The organism is Paraconexibacter sp. AEG42_29, from assembly GCF_040581415.1.
GTDB lineage: Bacteria > Actinomycetota > Thermoleophilia > Solirubrobacterales > Solirubrobacteraceae > Paraconexibacter.
Map to the genome: position 1 here is coordinate 2,413,324 of NZ_CP114014.1, position 20,682 is coordinate 2,434,005.

At 72.4% G+C, this 20,682-nt stretch carries 24 protein-coding genes; 19 read left to right on the plus strand and 5 right to left on the minus strand.

Going from position 1 to position 20,682, the window contains the following annotated elements; genetic code table 11:
• The first annotated feature begins 97 nt into the window (after window positions 1-97).
• Window positions 98-334, plus strand: a complete 237-nt coding sequence (locus DSM112329_RS11670; protein ID WP_354701989.1) for a hypothetical protein — start codon at window positions 98-100, stop codon at window positions 332-334.
• Here DSM112329_RS11670 and DSM112329_RS11675 read toward each other — a convergent pair.
• Entirely contained in the window at window positions 313-831 is a 519-nt protein-coding gene (locus DSM112329_RS11675; protein WP_354701990.1) for a hypothetical protein, read from the minus strand. The genes DSM112329_RS11670 and DSM112329_RS11675 overlap by 22 nt on opposite strands.
• A 150-nt stretch (window positions 832-981) precedes the next feature.
• Between DSM112329_RS11675 and cysK the strand changes: the two genes are divergently transcribed.
• Window positions 982-1,905 carry a cysteine synthase A gene (cysK, locus tag DSM112329_RS11680; RefSeq protein WP_354701991.1) on the plus strand — a complete coding sequence of 308 codons (924 nt, stop codon included), beginning with the start codon at window positions 982-984 and terminating at the stop codon, window positions 1,903-1,905.
• Window positions 1,906-1,956: 51 nt separating this feature from the next.
• On the opposite strand, the gene DSM112329_RS11685 is transcribed toward cysK, so the two are convergent.
• Window positions 1,957-2,550 carry an alpha/beta fold hydrolase gene (locus tag DSM112329_RS11685; protein ID WP_354701992.1) on the minus strand — a complete coding sequence of 198 codons (594 nt, stop codon included), beginning with the start codon at window positions 2,548-2,550 and terminating at the stop codon, window positions 1,957-1,959.
• A 74-nt stretch (window positions 2,551-2,624) separates the two neighbouring features.
• On the opposite strand from DSM112329_RS11685, the gene epsC reads away from it, so the two are divergent.
• Window positions 2,625-3,374 carry a serine O-acetyltransferase EpsC gene (gene epsC, locus DSM112329_RS11690; protein ID WP_354701993.1) on the plus strand — a complete coding sequence of 250 codons (750 nt, stop codon included), beginning with the start codon at window positions 2,625-2,627 and terminating at the stop codon, window positions 3,372-3,374.
• Between the two features lie 12 nt (window positions 3,375-3,386).
• On the opposite strand, the gene DSM112329_RS11695 is transcribed toward epsC, so the two are convergent.
• Window positions 3,387-4,298 (minus strand): queuosine salvage family protein, encoded by a 912-nt coding sequence (locus DSM112329_RS11695; RefSeq protein ID WP_354701994.1) that lies wholly within the window; start codon window positions 4,296-4,298, stop codon window positions 3,387-3,389.
• 83 nt (window positions 4,299-4,381) lie between these two features.
• Between DSM112329_RS11695 and DSM112329_RS11700 the strand changes: the two genes are divergently transcribed.
• The 16 genes from DSM112329_RS11700 to DSM112329_RS11775 all read left to right on the plus strand — a co-directional run bounded on the left by DSM112329_RS11700 (window position 4,382) and on the right by DSM112329_RS11775 (window position 19,833).
• Window positions 4,382-6,652 (plus strand): UvrD-helicase domain-containing protein, encoded by a 2,271-nt coding sequence (locus DSM112329_RS11700; RefSeq protein ID WP_354701995.1) that lies wholly within the window; start codon window positions 4,382-4,384, stop codon window positions 6,650-6,652.
• 38 nt (window positions 6,653-6,690) lie between these two features.
• A complete protein-coding gene (folD, locus tag DSM112329_RS11705) occupies window positions 6,691-7,539 on the plus strand; it encodes a bifunctional methylenetetrahydrofolate dehydrogenase/methenyltetrahydrofolate cyclohydrolase FolD (protein WP_354701996.1) in 849 nt (282 codons plus the stop codon).
• Window positions 7,536-8,105, plus strand: coding sequence for a hypothetical protein (locus tag DSM112329_RS11710; RefSeq protein WP_354701997.1), 570 nt, complete (start codon window positions 7,536-7,538; stop codon window positions 8,103-8,105). Before folD ends, DSM112329_RS11710 begins: the two co-directional genes overlap by 4 nt.
• A gap of 60 nt (window positions 8,106-8,165) precedes the next feature.
• Window positions 8,166-8,450 (plus strand): Asp-tRNA(Asn)/Glu-tRNA(Gln) amidotransferase subunit GatC, encoded by a 285-nt coding sequence (gatC, locus tag DSM112329_RS11715; protein ID WP_354701998.1) that lies wholly within the window; start codon window positions 8,166-8,168, stop codon window positions 8,448-8,450.
• A gap of 5 nt (window positions 8,451-8,455) precedes the next feature.
• Complete coding sequence (gene gatA / locus DSM112329_RS11720) at window positions 8,456-9,886, plus strand: Asp-tRNA(Asn)/Glu-tRNA(Gln) amidotransferase subunit GatA (protein WP_354701999.1); 1,431 nt, start codon at window positions 8,456-8,458, stop codon at window positions 9,884-9,886.
• Complete coding sequence (gene gatB / locus DSM112329_RS11725) at window positions 9,883-11,340, plus strand: Asp-tRNA(Asn)/Glu-tRNA(Gln) amidotransferase subunit GatB (RefSeq protein WP_354702000.1); 1,458 nt, start codon at window positions 9,883-9,885, stop codon at window positions 11,338-11,340. Before gatA ends, gatB begins: the two co-directional genes overlap by 4 nt.
• Before the next feature lie 26 nt (window positions 11,341-11,366).
• Window positions 11,367-12,236 carry a phosphotransferase gene (locus tag DSM112329_RS11730; protein ID WP_354702001.1) on the plus strand — a complete coding sequence of 290 codons (870 nt, stop codon included), beginning with the start codon at window positions 11,367-11,369 and terminating at the stop codon, window positions 12,234-12,236.
• A gap of 155 nt (window positions 12,237-12,391) precedes the next feature.
• Window positions 12,392-12,616, plus strand: a complete 225-nt coding sequence (locus DSM112329_RS11735; RefSeq protein ID WP_354702002.1) for a hypothetical protein — start codon at window positions 12,392-12,394, stop codon at window positions 12,614-12,616.
• Window positions 12,617-12,650: 34 nt separating this feature from the next.
• Window positions 12,651-13,352: a hypothetical protein gene (locus DSM112329_RS11740; RefSeq protein WP_354702003.1), complete on the plus strand. Its 702-nt coding sequence runs from the start codon at window positions 12,651-12,653 to the stop codon at window positions 13,350-13,352.
• 90 nt (window positions 13,353-13,442) lie between these two features.
• Window positions 13,443-13,610 (plus strand): hypothetical protein, encoded by a 168-nt coding sequence (locus DSM112329_RS11745; RefSeq protein WP_354702004.1) that lies wholly within the window; start codon window positions 13,443-13,445, stop codon window positions 13,608-13,610.
• Window positions 13,611-13,663: 53 nt separating this feature from the next.
• The gene (locus tag DSM112329_RS11750) at window positions 13,664-13,834 is read left to right on the plus strand and encodes a hypothetical protein (protein WP_354702005.1); all 171 of its coding nucleotides are present in this window, start codon (window positions 13,664-13,666) and stop codon (window positions 13,832-13,834) included.
• A 10-nt stretch (window positions 13,835-13,844) separates the two neighbouring features.
• Window positions 13,845-14,156, plus strand: coding sequence for a hypothetical protein (locus tag DSM112329_RS11755; protein WP_354702006.1), 312 nt, complete (start codon window positions 13,845-13,847; stop codon window positions 14,154-14,156).
• 120 nt (window positions 14,157-14,276) lie between these two features.
• On the plus strand, window positions 14,277-15,959 hold the full coding sequence (gene ilvB / locus DSM112329_RS11760) for a biosynthetic-type acetolactate synthase large subunit (RefSeq protein WP_354702007.1): 1,683 nt from the start codon (window positions 14,277-14,279) through the stop codon (window positions 15,957-15,959).
• 5 nt (window positions 15,960-15,964) lie between these two features.
• Window positions 15,965-16,522, plus strand: coding sequence for an acetolactate synthase small subunit (gene ilvN, locus DSM112329_RS11765; RefSeq protein ID WP_354702008.1), 558 nt, complete (start codon window positions 15,965-15,967; stop codon window positions 16,520-16,522).
• Window positions 16,523-16,658: 136 nt separating this feature from the next.
• A complete protein-coding gene (locus DSM112329_RS11770; RefSeq protein WP_354702009.1) occupies window positions 16,659-18,164 on the plus strand; it encodes an alkaline phosphatase PhoX in 1,506 nt (501 codons plus the stop codon).
• Window positions 18,165-18,390: 226 nt separating this feature from the next.
• Complete coding sequence (locus DSM112329_RS11775; RefSeq protein ID WP_354702010.1) at window positions 18,391-19,833, plus strand: isochorismate synthase; 1,443 nt, start codon at window positions 18,391-18,393, stop codon at window positions 19,831-19,833.
• 3 nt (window positions 19,834-19,836) lie between these two features.
• On the opposite strand, the gene DSM112329_RS11780 is transcribed toward DSM112329_RS11775, so the two are convergent.
• Together DSM112329_RS11780 and DSM112329_RS11785 are read right to left on the minus strand one after the other, a co-directional pair.
• Window positions 19,837-20,250, minus strand: coding sequence for a hypothetical protein (locus tag DSM112329_RS11780; protein ID WP_354702011.1), 414 nt, complete (start codon window positions 20,248-20,250; stop codon window positions 19,837-19,839).
• A 5-nt stretch (window positions 20,251-20,255) separates the two neighbouring features.
• Window positions 20,256-20,669 (minus strand): hypothetical protein, encoded by a 414-nt coding sequence (locus tag DSM112329_RS11785; protein WP_354702012.1) that lies wholly within the window; start codon window positions 20,667-20,669, stop codon window positions 20,256-20,258.
• Window positions 20,670-20,682: the final 13 nt, after the last annotated feature.

Below are 20,682 nucleotides of genomic sequence, written 5' to 3' on the forward strand. Positions count from 1 at the left end.
CGTCCATCCGTCGAGAAGGGGTTGCCTGCGCTCAAGTGCGCGGCGGGGGGACCGATTGCCGGAGTGGTCACCCTTTCCCCGATACAAGGACGTCCCCATGACCTTCGTGCTCCTGATGGGCTACATCCCCCTGATGATCGCTCTGGTCGTCGTGGGCCTCTGGGCCTCGTCCCGGACCAACCAGAGCGCCGACGCACGGGCACTGGGCGACCGCATCGGCCGCCGCAGCGGCCTGGAACGCCGGTCGAGCGACCTGGCGTTCGTCGGCAACGACCGGCGCAGCGGCGTCGACCGCCGCAGCGCCGAGGCAGCTCAGGCCGAGCGCGCCGCCTGAACGTCGTCGTAGGCGAAGGCCGCCGGCGCCATCTCGGGCTGCCGGCGGACGGCGTTCATGGACTGCAGCAGCGCCTCCAGCTGCTCACGCTGCGCGTCGTCGGACGCGACGATCGGGCGGCGGGACGGGGCTGCGGGAGCGGTGCCGGCGACGGCGGCGGCCTCGGAGAGCGCGATGCGGCGGTCGGTGCCGACGAAGGGCAGGGACTGCTGACGGCGCTCGACGAACGGGGCGGCCGCCACGGGGGCAGCCGCGGGCGCGGCCTGGGCGGCCGCGAGGTCGCGGACGCGGGTGCCGGCCATCAGGGCGGCCGAGCCGCGGGAGGCGTTGCTGGCTGCGGCCGTCGCGGCCATCTCACGTGCCTTCGCCTCGCGACGGGGACCGTGCGGATCGCCGGCGAAACGGTCGGCGGGCTTGCGGCCGAGACGCAGCAGGTCGCCGACCAGGAGGAGGGCCGGGAGGCCGATGAGAACGCCGACGAGAATGATGGGAGCCATGAGAGTGGAGGAGTCGCCGGGACGGGTATGCGGCGATTCCCGACCTACATCGGCATGGGGTCGTGACCCCATAAGCGCTAAAGCCCGCCTAAGCCCAGAAGTTCGTCAGCGGACGGACGTTCGGTCGATGCTCTCGCCTAATATCTGATGATGGCCGGAATCCCGATCAACGTTTCGGCACTTGTCGGACGCACGCCGATGGTCCAGCTCACCCGCCTGGGCGTGGACGGCGTGGAGCTGTTCGGGAAGGTCGAGGTCAGCAACCCGGGCGGCAGCGTGAAGGACCGGATCGGCGTCGCCATGATCGAGGCCGCGGAGGCCGCGGGTCGGATCGAGCCAGGCCGCACCACGATCGTCGAGGCCACGAGCGGCAACACCGGCATCGCCCTGGCCTTCGTCTGCGCGGCCAAGGGGTACGAGCTCGTGCTGACGCTGCCGCAGGGAATGAGCCGCGAGCGGGAGGGACTGCTGCGCCTCTACGGCGCGCGCGTGGAGGTCGTCGAGTCGCTCGGCGGCATGAACGAGGCGGTCGGCGCCGCCCGCGCCATGGCCGAGCGCGACGACGTCTTCCTGCCCGACCAGTTCTCGAACCCCGCCAACCCCGAGGCGCACCGCCGGACGACCGGCCCGGAGATCTGGAAGCAGCTCGACGGCAAGATCGACGTGCTCGTGGCCGGGGTCGGCACGGGCGGCACCATCACGGGCGCCGGCGAGTACCTGCAGCACAAGAACCCGAGCCTGCAGATCGTCGCGTGCGAGCCGCGCAGCTCAGCGGTCCTCAGCGGCCGGCCCGCGGGCCCGCACCGCATCCAGGGCATCGGTGCCGGCTTCGTCCCGCCCGTCCTGAACCGGGAGATCATCGACGAGGTGATCGCCGTCAGCGACGAGGCCGCGATCGAGACGGCGCGCCGGTGCGCGCGCGAGGAGGGCCTGCTGGTCGGCCTCTCGTGCGGTGCCGCGCTCTGGGCGGCGCTCGAGGTGTCGGCCCGGCCCGAGTCACAGGGCAAGCGGATCGCCGTCGTGCTGCCGGACGGCGGCGAGCGCTACGTGTCGCTGCCGTTCTTCGCCTACTGACGCGTCGACGGTCGACGACGACGGCTGCGGCCGCTGCGGCGGAGCGCTGCGTCAGGCCGCGATGCGCTCGCGGCGGCCCATGACCCACTCGGCCATCGCGGGCCACGGGCCGTAGCCGGCCTCGAGGTTCAGGTGACCCTGGCCGGGGAGCAGGTCCGGCGTCAGGCCCAGTGGGGATCCCCAGTGGTCGGCCGCCCCGGTGCCCGGACAGTAGGGGTCGTCGTCGGAGCAGACGAGCAGCGTGCTGCCACGGGCGGCACGCTCGACGTCGTCGCGCTGGGCGCGGGTCGGGTAGAAGCGCGCGAGCTCCGGGACCTTCGAACCCGGGCAGGGCGGGGCGACGAGGACCACGCGGTCGACCACGTGCTCCGGCGCGAGGCGGTGCGCCTCGCGGATCCACAGCACGCAGCCGAGCGAGTGACAGCAGACGACGCGTTCGCCGTCGCCGGGCAGCTCGGCGAGGGCCTGCAGCTCCGGGTGCAGGGCGGCGCCCCAGCGGTCGGGACACGGACGGGCGCAGGCAGGGAGGTCCGGGAAGCGCACGGCGGCGCCGGCGGCCGTCAGCTCGGTCGCCAGCCAGCGCTGCCAATGCCCCGCGGGGGACCCGTTCCAGCCGTGGAGGATGAGGACGCGCGGCGCTGACATCGACACGCCGAGTATCGCGCACCGCTCCGTGCGCCCGCGGTAGGGGCTCGGTCAGCCCGCTACCCTCCGGACACATGCTTGGCCTGAGCACCATCGCCCGCGTGGCCGGTGAGATCCGCAAGGACGTCGCGGCCGTGCACGACCGCGACCCGGCGGCGCGCGGGGTCAGCTCGGCGGAGATCCTCATGGCGTGGCCCGGTGTGCACGCGTTGCTGGCCCACCGTGTCGCGCACGTGCTCCACGCCGCGCGCGTGCCGGTCGTCCCGCGGTCGATCGCGTCGGCCACCCGGTCGTTCACCGGGATCGAGATCCATCCGGCGGCCCGGATCGGCGACGGCCTCTTCATCGACCACGGCATGGGCGTCGTGATCGGCGAGACGGCCGAGATCGGCGACAACGTCACCCTGTACCAGGGCGTCACGCTGGGCGGCACGGGTTTCGCGACCGGCAAGCGGCACCCGACGGTGCAGGACAACGTCACGGTCGGCTCGGGCGCCAAGCTGCTCGGCCCCATCACGGTCGGCCACGGCGCGAAGGTCGGCGCGAACACGGTCGTCATCAAGGACGTCCCGCCGAACTCGACGGTGGTCGGCAACCCCGGCCATCCGGTGCGGGTCGACGGGCGGCGCCCCGAGGGCCCAGACGCGGACTGGATCCACCTGCCGGACCCTGTCGCTGACGCGCTGCGGGCGCTGACGACTCGCCTGGCCGCGCTCGAGGCCGCGGTCGGCGAGCTCGGTGGCCCGCAGGCCGACGTCGAGGCCGCGAAGGCCGAGGTCCGGCGGCTCCGCGCCGTGACGGGCCCGAGCCCGGCCGGCGGCTGACGCGCCTCGGCCTCAGTAGAAGACGCAGCGGCAGCGGTGCCGCGGTCGTGCCTTCATCTCCGGGTCCTGGCCGCGGTTCCACAGCCAGGTGTCGAGCACCCGCGCCGGCACGCCGAGCTGCGGGGCCAAGCGCTCGCAGGCGGTGACCGCACAGGCACGGATCTCCCGCTCCCAGCGGCGTCCGAACGGCAGCGTGCGGCCCGCGTCGATGTGGGCGGCCAGCGCCTCGTCGTAGACCAGGACGCCTTCGCAGCGCAGGACGTGGGGGACGAGGTTGTCGGCGAAGATCGTCAGGTCGTCCAGGTCCCGGAACCGCGCGACGCCGGCGAGCGCGAGGTCGTTCGCCGTGATCTGCGCGCGCTTGTAGAAGCCGTGGTCGGCGTAGAGCGCCATGCCGTCGGCCAGTTGCCGGGCGAGGGCGGCGGCTGACCCGTCCGCGGCCGCGACGACCTCGAGGGCGCTGCGGCCGCCCAGGAACACCCCGAGCGCGCGCAGCGCCTGGGCGTAGAGGCTCATCAGCTCGTGGTCGCCTGCCTGGCCGAGCAGCGCGGCGAGGGCGTCGGCGCGGGTGGCGCGGAGCTCGTCCGCGGTCCAGACGCCGTGCGCGCGATGGTGGTCGCTGAGGCCCCACGCGATCGTGATCGACCCGGACACCGGCCGGCCGGTCGCATGGTCGACACGCTTGCGCAGGGTGGGGAACCAGCCCGAGCCGAAGTTCACCGCGTCGGCGATCAGCATCGCGCGGGCGATGTCCTCCGCGTCGCCCTCGAGCAGGTGGCTGCGGGCATCGAGGCCGGGGTCGGCCACCGCCCACTCGCCGCCGGCCACGCGCTCGAGCGCCGCGTCGTCGATGCGGACGGCCGTCGCGTCGGCCGTCACGGCGGCGCAGTGGGCACGGACCTCGTCGGGGAGGGTGGCGGGCATCGCCGGCACAGGCTACGGGGGCGGCGGACCTCGCCGCCAGCAGCGGGCGGAGTCGGCCGGTGCCGGGCGTATCCTCGAAGGTCATGCCCGATGCCGCACCCGCCGCCAGCCTGGACACCCTGCTCGAAGGACTGAACGACCCCCAGAAGGCGGCGGTGGTCCACGGTGACGGGCCGCTGCTCGTCCTCGCGGGCGCAGGGTCCGGGAAGACGCGCGTGCTCACCCACCGCATCGCCTACCTGGTCCGGACCGGGCAGGCACGCCCCGGGGAGATCCTCGCGATCACCTTCACCAACAAGGCCGCCCAGGAGATGCGCGAGCGCGTCGGCCTGCTCCTCGGCCACTCCACCCGCGCGATGTGGGTCATGACGTTCCACGCGGCATGCGTCCGGATCCTCCGCAGCGAGGCGCCGCGGCTGGGCTACACCCGTCAGTTCACGATCTACGACACGTCCGACAGCCGCCGCCTCGTCAAGCGCTGCCTGGACGAGCTCGACGTCGACGCCAAGCGCTTCACGCCCGCCGCCGTCCTGAACCAGATCTCCGACGCGAAGAACAAGCTCCGTGACCCGGAGGCCTACAAGCAGCTCCAGGGCTCCTACTACGAGCAGACCATCGCGAGCGTCTACGAGCGCTACCAGCAGCAGCTGCACTCCATGAACGCCATGGACTTCGACGACCTGCTGAACAATGTCGTCGCATGCCTGGAGCTGTTCCCAGAGGTCCGCGCGCGCTATCAGGCGACCTTCCGCCACATCCTGGTCGACGAGTACCAGGACACAAACCACGCGCAGTACCGGCTGCTGCAGCTCCTGGCGGGCAAGGCGGGGGAGTCCCCGCAGAACCTGATGGTGGTCGGCGACGACGGGCAGAGCGTCTACTCCTTCAGAGGCGCGGACATAGGAAATATCCTGAACTTCCAGAAGGACTTCCCGAACGCCGTCCAGATCAAGCTCGAGCAGAACTACCGCTCCACCCAGAACATCCTGAGCGCGGCCAACGCGGTCATCGGCCACAACCGCAACCAGATCCCGAAGACGCTGTGGACCGACCAGGGGGAGGGGGACGTCATCGTCGTCCGCGAGCTCGAGGACGAGCACGCCGAGGCGCGGTACGTCGTCGGGGAGATCGAGCGGCTCGTGGACGAGGGCGTCTCGCGCGCGGAGATCGCGATCTTCTACCGGACCAACGCGCAGTCGCGGGTCATGGAGGACACCCTGGTGCGGCGCGAGATCGCCTACCAGGTGATCGGCGGGACGAAGTTCTACGAGCGCGCCGAGGTCAAGGACGCGGTCGCCTACCTGACGATCCTGGGCAACGGGCAAGACGTCGTCTCCTTCACGCGCGTGGCCAACTCGCCGCGTCGCGGCATCGGGCAGACGTCGCTCTCGCGCGTCATCAACCACGCGTCGACCATGGGCATCCCCGTGTGGGAGGCCGCCGAGGACCCGATGGGCGTCCCGGGGCTCGGGACCGCGGCGGTGAAGGCGCTCGGCCGGTTCATGGACACCATGAACGGCCTGCGGGCGAAGATGGACGAGGGTATCCCCGTCGGCGACCTGCTGGAGGCAGTCCTCCACGAGACCGGTTACCTGGACGCGCTCGAGGCCGAGCGGACGATCGAGGCGCAGGGCCGCAAGGAGAACCTCGAGGAGCTCATCGAGGTCGCCCGCGAGTTCGACCACGCGACCGCGCAGGACCCTGGCCTGGACGACACCGTCGACGTCTTCCTGCAGCAGATCTCGCTCGTCGCGGACGCCGACACCCGCGAGGACGACGAGGGCCTCGTGACGCTGATGACGCTGCACAACGCGAAGGGGCTCGAGTACCCGATCGTCTACCTGATCGGGGTCGAGGAGGGCGTCTTCCCGCACTCCCGCTCGATCGAGGAAGGGACGCTCGAGGAGGAGCGGCGGCTGATGTACGTCGGCGTCACCCGTGCGATGCGGTCCCTGACGCTGACCCACGCACGACGCCGCGCGGTCTTCGGCGGTGCGCCCAACTACGGCCTGCCGAGCCGCTTCGTCGCCGAGCTCCCCACGGACCTCGTCGACCGGCAGGGCACCGCCTCCGGCTGGGGGGCGGCGAACGTCGCGGCGGGGGCACCGCGGCCGCGCGCCGTCAGCTCCTGGGGCGCCTCCGGGCGCAGCGGCGGCGGCGGGGGTGGCGGCGGCTGGGGCGGCGGCGGCGAGGCCACGCCGAGCTACCGGACGGGGGACGACGTCGTCCACGCGGCGTTCGGGGACGGCGTCGTGACCGGCATGCAGCCGGGCGGCATGGTGACCGTCCGGTTCGCGAAGGACGGCTCGGAGCGGACGCTGCTGGCCGAGCACGCCCCGATGCAGAAGGCGTAGGACTTCGTCCCACGCCGAGCCGATATCGTCGCGGCCTCATGGCGGCGACGATCATCGACGGCAAGGCGGTGGCGGCGCGGGTGCGGGCCGACGTCGCTCAGGACGTGGCGGAATTCCTCGCCGAGACGGGCACGCAGCCCGGGCTGGCGACGGTCCTCGTCGGCGAGGACGCGGCGAGCGCGGTCTACGTCGGCGGCAAGCAGAAGGCGTGCGCCGAGGTCGGCATCCGCGGCTTCGACCACCGCCTGCCGGCCGACACGTCCCGTGAGGACCTGCTGGCGCTGATCGACACCCTGAACGCGGACGCCGCGGTCAGCGGCATCCTCTGCCAGCTGCCCCTGCCCGGGCACCTGGACGGCGTCGAGGTCACGAACCGCATCGACGCCCGCAAGGACGTCGACGGCCTGACCATCGCCTCCGCGGGACGCCTCGCGCTCGGCATGGCCGGCCTCGTGCCGTGCACGCCCGCGGGCGTGATGCTGCTGCTCGCGGAGGCCGGCGTGGAGCCGCAGGGCAAGGAGGCGGTGATCGTCGGCCGCTCGAACCTGTTCGGCAAGCCGATGGCGCAGCTGCTCCTGGCGGCCAACGCCACGGTGACGATCTGCCATTCGCGGACGAGCGACCTCGGCGAGGTCTGCCGCCGCGCCGACATCCTGATCGCCGCTGTCGGCGTCGCCCACCTCGTGAAGGGCGACTGGGTCAAGCCCGGCGCCACCGTCATCGACGTCGGCATGAACCGGCTCGAGAGCGGCCTGACCGGCGACGTGGACTTCGCGGCCGCGTCCGAGACCGCCGCTGCGATCACGCCCGTCCCCGGCGGCGTCGGCCCGATGACGATCGCCTGCCTGCTGCGCAACACCCTCACTGCCGCGAGGCTGAGCGCGTGAACGTCATGCGGCTGCGCCTCGGCGAGCTCCTGGCCGGCGCGGGCGCCGTCCTCCTCGTGATCCTGCTGTCCGCCGAATGGGCGCGGCCCGAGTTCCGCGTCCGCACCACCGGCGGTGTCGACCTGTCCTCGCCACTGCAGAACGCGAACGACACGGTCGCGGCCCGGTTCGCGAACCAGTACGCCGAGACGGGCTGGTCGGCGCTCGGCGTGGTCCTCGTCGTCTGCCTGCTCGTCTCGATCATCGGCGCCGCTGCGCTGGTCGTCCTCACGGTCGTCGAGCGCGACACTCCGGTGCTGCCGGTGGTCGTCGCGGTCTGCACCGCCGCCTGGTCGATCATCATCGCCGTCGTCCTGCTGCTGCGCCTGACGCTGTTCCAGCCGGGCCTCGAGATCGGCTGGGCCGATCGCGACGTGAACATCCTCGGCCCGGCGTGGTTCGGGCTGCTGGCCCTCGTGCTGATCGCCGCGGGAAGCTGGCTGACCCTGCGCGACGACCGTCTTGCGAGCCCGCTGAGCGTGCCGCCCGAGGTGCCGGTGCGTCCGGCCCCGCCCGTCGTCACCTGAACGCGGGGGCGCAGCCGGGAGGCCCGCGTTCTGCGGGCAGGCCCCTAAACTGGGCGGTCGATGATCGACCGTACGCAGGTCCTCCATGTCGCCAAACTGGCCCGGCTGCAGCTCACGGAGGCAGAGGTGGGGCAGATGAGCACCGAGCTGTCCAGCATCCTCGGCCACATCGAGAAGCTGAACGAGCTCGACCTGGGCGACGTCCCGCCGACGGCGCACGTCGTCGCCACCGACGGCACGCTGCGCCCGGACGAGGTGCGCGAGTCGCTGGAGCCGGCGGTTGCCTTCGCGCAGGCCCCCGACATCGCCGACGACGGCTTCCGCGTCCCCAGCCCGCAGGCCTGATCGGCATGAGCGAGCTGACCGACCTCACCGCCAAGGCGGCGATCGACGCGATCGCCGCGGGCGACCTCGACGCGACCGAGCTGTTCGACGCCTGCCGCGCCGCCGCGGCCGCCGACGACCTGAACGCCTTCACCTGGGTGGCCGACCAGGTGCCCGACCTGAGCGGCGCTGCTGCGCTTCCGCTGCGCGGCGTCCCGCTGGCCGTCAAGGACCTCTTCTGCACCGAAGGCGTCCCGTCCCAGGCCGGCTCGAAGATCCTCGAGGGCTACTGCCCGCCCTACACGGCGACGGCCGTCGCGCGCCTGGCCGAGGCCGGCACGAGCCTGCTCGGCAAGACCAACCAGGACGAGTTCGCGATGGGCTCGTCGAACGAGAACTCCGCCTACGGGCCCGTGCAGAACCCGTGGGACCGCAGCCGCGTCCCGGGCGGATCCTCGGGCGGGAGCGCCGCTGCGGTCGCCGCCGGTCACGCGCCGTGGGCGCTGGGGACGGACACCGGCGGCTCGATCCGCCAGCCCGCCGCGCACTGCGGGATCGTCGGCCTGAAGCCCACCTACGGCTCGGTCAGCCGCTACGGCATGATCGCCTTCGCCTCGTCGCTGGACCAGGCGGGCCCGTTCGCGCGGACCGTCGAGGACGTCGCGCTGCTCTACAGCCACATGCACGGCCGCGACCCGCGCGACGCCACGTCCGTCGGGCGGGACGACGCGATCGCGCTGCCCACCGCCGACCGGCTCGACGGCATCCGCCTCGGCGTCCCCGAGGACCTCACCGGCGAGGGCATCGAGCCCGGCGTCATGGCCGCCTTTGAGGCTGCGCTCGAGACGGCGCGCGGACTGGGCGCCACGGTCGAGCGCGTCGCGCTGCCCAACGCGCCGTACGGCCTCAGCGCCTACTACGTCATCGCACCGGCCGAGGCGTCGTCCAACCTCGCCCGCTTCGACGGCGTCCGCTACGGGGCGCGCGCCGAAGCCGACGACCTGCTCTCGATGTACACGAAGACGCGGCACGACTACTTCGGCCCCGAGGTCAAGCGTCGCATCCTGATCGGGACCTACGCGCTGTCGTCCGGGTTCTACGACGCGTACTACGCGGGTGCGCAGAAGGCCCGCACGCTGATCTCCCGTGACTTCGCCGCAGCGTTCGGCGGCGTCGACCTGATCGTGACGCCCACGAGCCCGGGCATCGCGTTTCCGCTCGGGGCCAAGACCGACGACCCGCTGGCGATGTACCTCGAGGACTACTTCACGGTGCCGATCTCCCTCGCCGGAATCCCCGCGCTGTCGCTGCCCTGCGGCCTCAGCGAGGGCATGCCGGTCGGCCTGCAGCTCGCCGGTCCGGCGTTCAGCGAGAACCGCATCCTCGCCGCCGCCCACGCCCTCGAGGGCGCGTTCGGCTTCGACAGCACCCCGTCCCGGATCGGAGCCACGGCATGAGCACCGCGACCGCTGTCGAGTACGAGACCGTCATCGGCCTGGAGATCCACGTCCAGCTGAAGACGAAGACCAAGATGTTCTGCGGCTGCGAGCTGACGTTCGGCGACGCACCCAACACGCACACCTGCCCGGTCTGTCTCGCGCTGCCCGGCGCGCTGCCGGTCCCGAACGCCGAGGCAATCCACCTGGGGATCATGATCGGCAACGCCTTGGGCTGCGCGATCGCGCCGCGGATGAAGTTCGACCGCAAGCAGTACTTCTATCCGGACAGTCCAAAGGGCTACCAGATCAGCCAGTTCGACGAACCGCTCTGCGCGGGCGGCGGCATCGGCGGCGTGCGGATCGAGCGCGTCCACCTCGAGGAGGACGCGGCGAAGACGATTCACGCCGGCGGCTCCGGGCGGATCCAGGGATCGGCCTCGTCGGTCGTGGACTTCAACCGCGGCGGCACGCCGCTGGCGGAGATCGTCACCGAGCCGGACATCTCGTCCGCCGAGCAGGCCGGCGAGTTCCTGCGCCTGCTGCGCACGACCCTGCGCGTGCTGGGCGTGAGCGACGTGAACATGGAGGAGGGCTCGCTGCGCTGCGACGCCAACATCTCCATCCGGCCGGTCGGCGCCACGGAGCTCGGGACGAAGACCGAGCTGAAGAACATGAACTCGTTCCGGTTCATCGAGAAGGGCATCCACGCCGAGGTCGCCCGTCAGACGGCACTCGTCAACGCCGGCGAGCAGGTCGTCCAGGAGACGCTGCACTTCGACCCCCGGACCGAGGCGCTGACGTCGATGCGCTCGAAGGAGGAGGCGCACGACTACCGCTACTTCCCCGAGCCCGACCTGGTGCCGGTCCCGGTCACCGGGGCCATGCTCGACCGCGCGGCGGCCGCGATGCCGGAGCTGCCGGCCGCCCGTCAGGCGCGCTTCGAGGCGGACCTCGCGCTGCATCCGGACACGGCGAAGCTGCTGGCGTGGCGGGCGGAGCTGGGCGACTGGTTCGAGGCCGCGCTGGCCGCGTCCCCGGACGGCGTCAGCGCCGCCGCGGCCGGTCCCCTGGCCAACTGGACCACGAACGAGCTGCTCAAGCGGCTCGGCGCCGACAGCGACCCGGCCGGGTCGAAGGTCACCCCGGCGGCGCTCGCGCAGCTGGTGGCGCTGGTCGGCTCGAAGGCCGTCACGGCGGCGGGCGCGCGGCAGGTCCTGGAGGTGCTGATCGCGGAGGGCGGCGACCCCGCGCAGATCGTCGAGGCCCAGGGCCTCGGCGCCGTCGGCGGCGAGGACACGCTCGCGCCCGTCGTGAAGGAGGCGCTGGAGGCCAACCCGGACATCGCCGACCGCCTGCGCAGCGGCGACATGAAGCCGATGGGCGTGATCATCGGGCACGTCATGAAGGCGACGAAGGGCCGCGCCGACGGCAAGGAAGTCACCAAGCTCGTCCGGACCCAGCTCGGGCTCTGAGCGCAGCGGCGACCGGGACCGAGCCCTTGCGCGTCCCGGCCGCCGAGATCGACATCGACGAGGGACTGGTCCGCGCGCTGCTGCAGGCACAGCACCCGGACCTCGCCGGGCTGCCGCTGGTCCGTGCCGCGGACGGCTGGGACAACGTCATGTGGCGGCTCGGGCCGGACCTGGCGGTGCGGCTCCCGCAGCGCGCGCTCGGCGCCGGGTTCGCCCGGGTCGAGCACCGCTGGCTGCCGGAACTGGCTCGTGCGGTGGCCGCGGACGTGCCGGCGCCGGTGCGCATCGGCACGCCGACCGGCGACTACCCGTGGACGTGGGCGATCGTGCCGTGGTTCGAGGGCCGGACCGCGGACGTGCAGCCGCTGTCGCCCGATGGCGTGCGCAGCCTCGGCTGGGCCCTCCACACGCTGCACACGCCGGCTCCGGCGGATGCGCCCGTGAACCCCTACCGCGGCGTCGGCCTCGTCGAGCGCGAGGATCCGCTGCCCGGCCTGGAGGCGCTGTACGACGGCGCGGTGCCGCCCGCGCTGCGACGTGGCTGGCTGCGGGCACTGGAGGCCGAGGCCGTCTCCGCGGCAGGCCGTCCGCTCTGGGTCCACGGTGACCTGCACGCGCGCAACCTGGTGGTGAGCGGAGGCGGCGACCTCCGCGCGATCATCGACTGGGGCGACCTCGGGGCCGGCGACCCGGCCGTCGACCTCAGCTGCCTCTGGACGGTCCTGGAACCCGGCCAGCACGGCCTGTTCTGCGCGGGCTACGGCCCGGTCGACGGTCCGCTGCTGGGGCGGGCGCGGGGCTGGGCGCTGGTCTTCGCGACGATCTTCGCGTCGCTGGAGGACGATCCGGGCGCGGTGGCCATCGGCCGGCGGACCCTCGGACTGCTGCAGGGCTGATGCGGGCGGCGGTCCGTCCGGTCTGCTGTCCTCGGAGGATGCCGCGGGTCTGACCCGCCGGATGCGCCGGGCGTTCCGGCCGGGCGCCGCGAGCGTCGTAGCGCCTGCGCGCCCGGGCCCTTGCGCCGCGCGACCGGCGGCGTAGCATCAACGGGATGTCCCGACTGATCCGCATGGACCACACCGGCCACACCGAGCTCGCCGAGTGGACCGCTGATGACCAGGCCAGCATCGACGCTGCGGTGACCGTCTTCCGCGCCGAGCTCGACCGTGGCTACTTCGCCGTCGTCAGCCAAGGGGAGGGACACGCCGAGCAGGTGCGCGAGCTGCCCATCGACGCAGGGCTCGTCATCCTCCGCCGTCCGATCTCGGGCGGCTGAAGCCCCGCCCCGCCGCCGACCGGCCGTCGGGCCCATGGCCGACCTCGTCCCCACCGCCGTCCCGCGTCCGTCGGCGGCCGCCGGCGGGCTGCCCGAGCTTGCCGGGATGCCCTGGCGCCGGCGGGTCGACGACGCCCGGCTGCGCCGCGCCGGCCGGGGCTGGACGGTGTCCACCACCGCGCACGTCGTCCCGTTCCTCACCGCGGGCACGGTCCTGTTCCTCGTCGAGCCGCTCGCGACGCCGGTGTCCCTGGCGTGCTTCGCCCACGCCTGGATCATCCCGGAGCTCTACGCCCAGCGCGGAGCCAACGTGGTCCGGCCGAAGCCGACCAAGGCGGGTGCCGGTCCGGAGGCGCGGGCACTCGGCCTGCTCGGCGACCTGGTCGGCCACGAGGCCCGCGACCTGCACGGCGAGACCGGCCTGATCATGGAGCGCGGCCGGCTGGGCGTCTGGCTCCTGGGCCCGGCCGGAGCCCTGCTGGTGCGGCCGGGGGGTCGACGCACGCACTGCCTGTGCGTGCGCGTCAACGATCCGCAGCTCCCGTCGGCCGATCGCATCGCCCACCTGCTGCTTGCCCTGCGGGCCGATGAGGAGGGCTTCGCCACCGTCGCGAACCAGTCGTTCAGCGGCGCCACGTGGCGGGTCCGCCGACGCCTCGCCGCGGTGCAGCGGCCGGCGCTGAAGGTCGCGGCTGCGGCCGCGCGCGCTCCGCGGGCCTCGGCCGACCCGGCCTGACCCGCACGGACCGGCCGTCGAAACCGGCCAGGGCGTCTTCCGACCGTTCGGCTATGGGAACCATGTGGTTTGCAGGGCAACATGACGGTCATGTCGCCGAACACCGCCGTCACCCGCCTGACACTCCTCCCGACGGCCCCGCGCACCCGCGGTGCCGACGAGCCGAAGATCCGCCGCTACCGCCTTGCCGCGGTTCGTCCCGAGCGCGCCGCCCGCGAGGCCGATCGCTTCGGGCACCTGAAGCGCGCCTACGACTGACCCGCGTCGCCCCGGGCGGCGGGGGTGCCGCCCTCCGTCGCTACGCTTGACGCATGCGAGATCGCGCGTCCAGCGTCGGCAACAAGGCCATCGCCGTCCTCGTCCTGCTCGTCGCGCTCTGGATCCTCGGCTCGTTCGTCATCGGGTTCATCACCGGGATCGTGAAGATCCTCGCCGTCCTCGCCGCGATCGTCGCCCTGTTCTGGGCACTGAACCGGCTCTGAGGGCGTAGGCATGGCCGGAGCGATCTACCTCACGCTGTGCATTTCCTTCGGGCTCGCCGCCGGCCTCGTGGGACGGATCAAGGGCAGCTCGTTCGTCCTCTGGGCCCTGATCGGGGCGGTGCTGCCCGTCCTGGGCCTCGTTGCCGCGATCCTCTACCGGTACGAGACCGCGGAACTGCGCCGGCAGTGCCCGCAGTGTGGCCGCGTCGTGATGCTCCACGACGCGATCTGCACGCGCTGCGGCCATGAGCTCGAGTTCCCGGACGTCGCCATCCAGCCCCTCGATCCGTCCCTGCCGGCGGCGCGTAAAGCGGGCGTTTGATGGCGCCCCGGGCACTGATACCCTGAACGGTCCGGGCCGCCAGTAGATGGCGGCTTTGTCGTTTCACACAAACCGGCTCCAAATGGAGCCATTGGACCTTTTTGGAAGGAGGTCGAAAGCATGCGTGCGGTTGATGCCGTGATGGAGTGCCTGAAAGCGGAGGGTGTCGACGTCGTATTCGGCCTCCCCGGCGGGGCGAACATCCCCACCTACGATGCCTTCTACGACAGTGGCATCCGCCACATCCTCGTCCGCCACGAGGCCGGCGGCGGCCATGCGGCCGAGGGCTACGCGAAGGCGACCGGCAAGGTCGGCGTGTCCCTGGGCACGAGCGGCCCGGGCGCGACGAACCTCGTCACGCCGATCATGGACGCGATGATGGACTCCGTCCCGGTCGTGTTCATCACGGGCCAGGTCAAGACCGAACTGCTCGGCACCGACGGCTTCCAGGAGGCCGACGTCATCGGCATCACGATGCCGGCCGTGAAGCACTCGATCATGATCCAGCACCCGAACGAGATCCCGCGGGCGCTGCACGAGGCGTTCCACATCGCCCGCACCGGGCGTCCGGGCCCGGTCGTCGTCGACATCCCGACCGACCTCTCGCGCGTGGACATCCCGTACGAGCCGATCACCGACGTGCACCTGCCCGGGTACCAGACGTTCACCGAGGGCAACACGAAGCAGATCCGCCAGGCGGCGAAGGCCCTCGCGGCCGCGCGCCGTCCGGTCATCTACGGCGGCGGCGGGATCATCAACTCGAACGCCGCCGAGGAGTTCACCGAGTTCTGCCGCACCGACCGCTTCCCGGTCACGTGCACGCTGATGGGGCTCGGCGCCTACCCGGCCCCGGACCCGCAGTGGCTCGGCATGCTCGGGATGCACGGGACGCGCACGGCCAACTACTCGATGGACGAGGCGGACCTCATCTGCTGCATCGGCGCCCGGTTCGACGACCGGATCACCGGCAAGCTGTCCGAGTTCGCCCCGCGCGCGAAGTTCATCCACGTCGACGTGGACCCGGCCGAGATCTCCAAGAACATCCCGGCACATATCCCGATCGTCGGCGACGCCAAGAACGTCCTGCTGAAGCTGATCGCCGAGTACCGCGCGCTGGAGACGGATCCGTCCCGGCTCGACGAGTGGTGGCAGCGCATCGACGGCTGGCAGAAGCAGTACCCGATCGGGAAGTCGTTCACGGACTCCGAGGACACCGAGATCAAGCCGCAGCGCCTGATCCAGGCCGTCTACGAGGCGACCGCCGGCGACGCGATCATCACGTCCGACGTCGGCCAGCACCAGATGTGGACGGCGCAGCACTACCCCTTCAAGGGCCCGCGCCAGTGGATCAACTCCGGTGGCCTCGGCACGATGGGCTTCGGCCTGCCGGCGGCGATGGGTGCCGCGATCGGCTGTCCGGACCAGACGGTCGTGTGCATCACCGGTGACGGCTCGTTCCAGATGAACACGCAGGAGCTCGCGACCTGCGCGCAGGAGGGGATCCCGGTCAAGGTGATCATCTCCAACAACGGCTACCTGGGCATGGTCCGTCAGTGGCAGGAGCTGTTCTGGGACAAGCGCTATTCGGCGGTCGACCTGGGCCAGTTCCCGGACTTCGTGAAGCTCGCCGAGGCGTACGGCTGCCACGGCGTGCGTCTCACGAACAAGACGACGCTCGTGGACGACCTGAAGGCCGCCATCGCCACGCCCGGCCCGGTCGTCGTCGACGTCCGCGTCACCCGCGAGGAGAACACGTATCCGATGATCTCGCCCGGCGCCGCCGCGCGGGACATGGTGGGATGACCGTCATGGGCGATCCCGGAACGAAGGACCTCCTGACCCTGGAGGAGCTCGAGGCATCGGGCTCCATCCGGACCGGCCGCAAGCACATCCTGTCGATCCTGGTCGAGAACCGGCCCGGCGTGCTGACCCGCGTCTCCGGCCTGTTCGCGCGGCGCGGCTTCAACATCGACACGCTGTCGGTCGGGCCGACCGACGACGACCAGGTCTCGCGGATCACGATCACGCTCGACGGGGCCAACCACCCCATCGACCAGGTCACGAAGCAGCTGCACAAGCTGATCAACGTCCTGAAGATCCGCGACCTCGAGCCGAGCGAGACGGTCGCGCGCGAGCTCGCGCTGTTCAAGGTCGCCGCGGACGGAAACGCCCGCGCCGAGGTCATGCAGATCTGCGAGATCTTCCGCGGCAAGGTCGTCGACGTGACGAAGCGGTCGATCATCATCGAGATCACCGGCACGACCGACAAGGTCGAGGCCTTCGAGCGCATGGTGCGCCCGTTCGGGCTGATCGAGATGATGCGCACTGGCGAGATCGCCATCGCCCGCGGTCGCGGCGAGACCTGACGCACGCGGATCTCGCCGGCCGTGCGGACTGGCGAGATCGCCGTCGCCCGCGGTCGCGGCGAGACCTGACGCGGCCGCGGTGCCCCGGTGACCTCGATTTCACATCGTGGTCACCGGGACGGCGTACGGTGCGTCGGTGCTTGTCCGACGCGACTTCCTGAAGAGTTCGGCGCTGAGCGCCGGGGTGCTGGCCATGGGGCCGGCGTACTGGCGCGAGGCGCTTGCCGCTGCGCCGGCGACCCCCGGCCGCGGACCGTACGGTCCGCTGGGCCCACCCGACGCGAACGGCATCGCCCTGCCGGCCGGCTTCAGCGTGCGGCAGATCGCGGCCGCAGGCAGCCCGGTCGCCGGGACGGGTTACGTCTGGCCGCTGTTCCCCGATGGCAAGGCGACGTTCACGCGCCCCGATGGTGGCTGGGTGCTGTGCGTGAACTCCGAGGTCCCGGTGATCGGCGGGGCGTCGTCGATCACCTTCGCCGCCGGGGGCCGGATCACGGGCGCTCGCCGGATCCTCGCGGGGACATCCACCAACTGCGGCGGCGGGGCGACGCCGTGGGGCACGTGGCTCTCCTGCGAGGAGATCGACCAGGGCCGGGTCTGGGAGTGCGACCCGCTCGGCCTGAAGCCTGCGGTCGCGCGCCCCGCGATGGGCGTGTTCACGCACGAGGCCGCCGTCGTGGACCCCGCCGGGCAGCGGCTCTACATGACCGAGGACGAGGGGGACGGCGGCTTCTACCGCTTCACGCCGACCGCGTATCCCGACCTCGGCGGCGGGGTGCTGGAGATCGCCACGCCAGGCACCGGTGGGCGGGTCGCCTGGGTGCGCGTCCCGGACCCTGGGGCCGTGTCGCTGGCCACGCGCCTCCAGGTCCCGACCTCGCAGAAGTTCCGGCGCGGCGAGGGGCTGTGGTTCGACACGGGCGTCGTCTACTTCTCGACGACCAGCGACGACCGCATCTGGGCGTACGACTGCGCGACGGAGCTGCTTGAGCTGCTCTACGACGGTGAGGCGATCGGCCCGGACGCCCCGCTGCGGGACCCGGACCAGCTCAACGCGCACCCGTCGTCCGGCGACCTCTACGTCTGCGAGGACGCCGACGACCTGCAGATCGTGATGATCACCCTCGAGCGCGAGGTCGCACCGTTCCTGCAGCTGTCCGGTCCGCTGCACCAGAACGGGACCGAGCTGGCCGGGACGACGTTCGACCCTGCCGGACGTCGCCTGTACTTCTCCTCGCAGCGCGGCGGGCTCGGCGGACTGACGTACGAGGTCACGGGTCCGTTCCGCGAGGTGCTGCCGCGGCGCCCGATCGTGCAGGTGAGCGCGCCGGCACCGCTCCTGCTGCAGGCCAAGCCCGCGGTGCGGCTCACCACGGTCCGCCGCGACGGCCTCGTGGTGTCGGTGGACGCGGACCGGAAGGGCACGTACGCACTCAGCGTCCGGGCCCGGGGCGTGACGGTCGCCCGCGGTACGCTCCGCGCGACGGGTCCGGGGCGGCGACGGGTGCGGCTGAAGCCCGTCCGTCTCGGACCGGCAGCGCTGCGGAAGCTGAAGGGCCGTCGCGTCGTCGGGCAGGTGGTGGTCACGCAGGGCAAGCGGCGCGCCACGCGGCCGGTCACGCTCACAGGCCCGCCGGCTTAGGCGCTCACGAGGTGCTCGATGTGCCACCACGTGCGCGGGTGGCGTGTGGTGGCACATCGAACCCCGCCGCGACAACGCGCTCGATGTGCCACCAGGTACTCATGTGGCGCCTGTTGGCCCATCGGACCCAGCGGCTCGCAACGTCGCGCTGGTGCCATGCCCGGCTTGTGTGACGCGCGGCACACGAGGCCGCCGATTCCCCGAAGCGGTCATATGATCGACAGAGATGGCCGTCGCCTCCGTCACCGGCTCGCCGTTCAGCCTCGCCCCCGCCGAGCGGGCGCGCCTGCTCCGGCACGTCGAGCTCGCCGCCAAGCGCGCCCGGCACCGCGGCGGATCGCCGGTCCTGGCGGGCATCAGCGTGCGCGTGGACGCGGGTGTCGACCCATCCGGCACGGTCGTCGCCTCGCGCCGGGGGGACGAGCCGTGGTTCGTTATGGAGCAGCCGGACCGCGGCGGGAGCGTCGTCGCTGCCCTCGGCTGCGCGGTCGCGATCGACGCCGACGGCCCCGATCGCTTCCGGACGGTCGCCCGGCGCTGGCGCACCCTGCTCGCAGCCGCCGCGGTCGACCCGCCCGCGGGCCCGCGGGGCAGCGGACCGGTCGCCGTCGGCGGTTTCGCGTTCGCCGACCAGGGTGGAGCGTCCCCGCACTGGCGCGGCTTCGCCCCCGGCTCGATGCACGTCCCCGAGCTGTCGCTCGCACGGCGCGGCGACGAGGTCTGGATGTCGCTGACGGCCCTCATCGCCGGGGCCGACAATCCCGACGCGCGCGTCGCCGACCTCGCCGCCCGGGCAGATGAGCTCGTGAGCCGGCCGCTGCCCATGCTGGACCCGGACCCGGTCGGCGGCCATGAGGTCGTCGGCGCCATGCCGCCCGAGCACTACGTCGGCGCCGTCGCCCGCGCCGTCGAGCGCATCCGCGCAGGCAAGCTCGCGAAGATCGTCCTCGCCCGCGAGGTCCAGGTGCACGCGTCGCAGGCCCACCAGGCCGGCGGTGTCCTCGGCATCCTGCGCGACGCGTTTCCGTCCTGCTTCGTGTTCTGCGTCGGCCGCGGTGAGCGGACGTTCATCGCCGCGAGCCCCGAGCTGCTGATCCGCCGTGACGGGCTCCGCGCCGGGACGCTCGCGCTGGCCGGGTCGACGCGGCGCAGCGCCGACCCGGCCGTCGACGACCACCTTGGCGAGCAGCTGCTGCAGTCGACCAAGGACCGCGGCGAGCAGCAGATCGTCACCGCCCGGATCCTGCGGGCGCTCCGTCCGCACAGCGTCTGGGTGACCGGGGCAGAAGAGCCTGAGGTCGTCCGCATGGCGAACATCCAGCATCTCGCCACGCCGATCCGCGCCCAGCTCGCCGCACCGGTCCCGGTGGTCGAGCTCGCGGGCCTGCTGCATCCGACGCCCGCCGTCGGCGGCGAGCCGCACGCGGTCGCGCTGCCGATGATCCCTGAGCTCGAGGGCCTCGATCGCGGCTGGTACGCCGGGCCTGTCGGCTGGACGGACGCCAACGAGGACGGCGAGTTCTGCGTCGCGCTCCGCAGCGCGCTCCTGGACGGTCCGGTCGCCCGCTGCTACGCGGGGGTGGGGGTCGTCGCCGACAGCGATCCGGCGGCCGAGCTGGCCGAGACCGAGATCAAGCTGCAGGCGTTGCTGCCGGTCCTCGCGCTCTGAGGGTCAGGCGGCCGCGGCCGGCGGCAGCCTGCGGTGCCGGGCCAGCTGCATCGCCAGCGCGAAGATCACCAGCCCGAGGATGATGTCCGCGACGATGTGCGCGTGCCGCCACCACGGGAAGGCGCTCGTCCCGCCGACGGTGTAGTGGAGGATCCCCACGAGCCCGCTGCCCGAGTAGACGGCCAGGCAGACGGCGGCGCGGCGGACCTCGCCGCGCTGCAGCAGCACCACTGCGGCGAGGCCGAACGCCGTGAAGAGGAACCACGACCCGCCGACGATGGCCGCGGAGGGATTCGGCAGCGTGGCGGACTCCGGGTAACGATCGTAGGCGGCGACGTTGTCGACGTAGTGCACGATCGACACGGCGACCGCGACCGCGAGGACCATGCAGATGCGCCGGTGGTCGACGGTGCTCACGGCGCTCAGCGTCCCGCCGTCGCGAGCGCGACCACCTGGCCGGCCTCGTCGGTGCGCAACCGGACCTCGACCGTGCCCGATCGGTCCGCGTGGAACGCGGCGGCGTCATAGGTGAAGCAGACGGCGTCGTCCTCCCGGACGACCTCGAGCCCGTCCGGCAGAGGGCCGTCGCGTGGGACGTCGACCTCACGACCGTTGAATGACGTCCAGGCCACCACACGCCGGCCGGTCACCGCGATCGCGCCCGACGTGCCCTGCTTCTTCCAATTGGACCGCTTGCCGGGCGCGCGGTAGTTCCGGTAGGTCGTCGATCCGGGCAGCTCCTCGAGGAGCAGGACGATGCCCTCGGCCTCGAGCGCGGTACGCAGGTCGTCGGGCAGGCGCCCGGAACCGGTGAGGAGGCGACGCAGGAAGGCCACGCCGGGAAGCCTA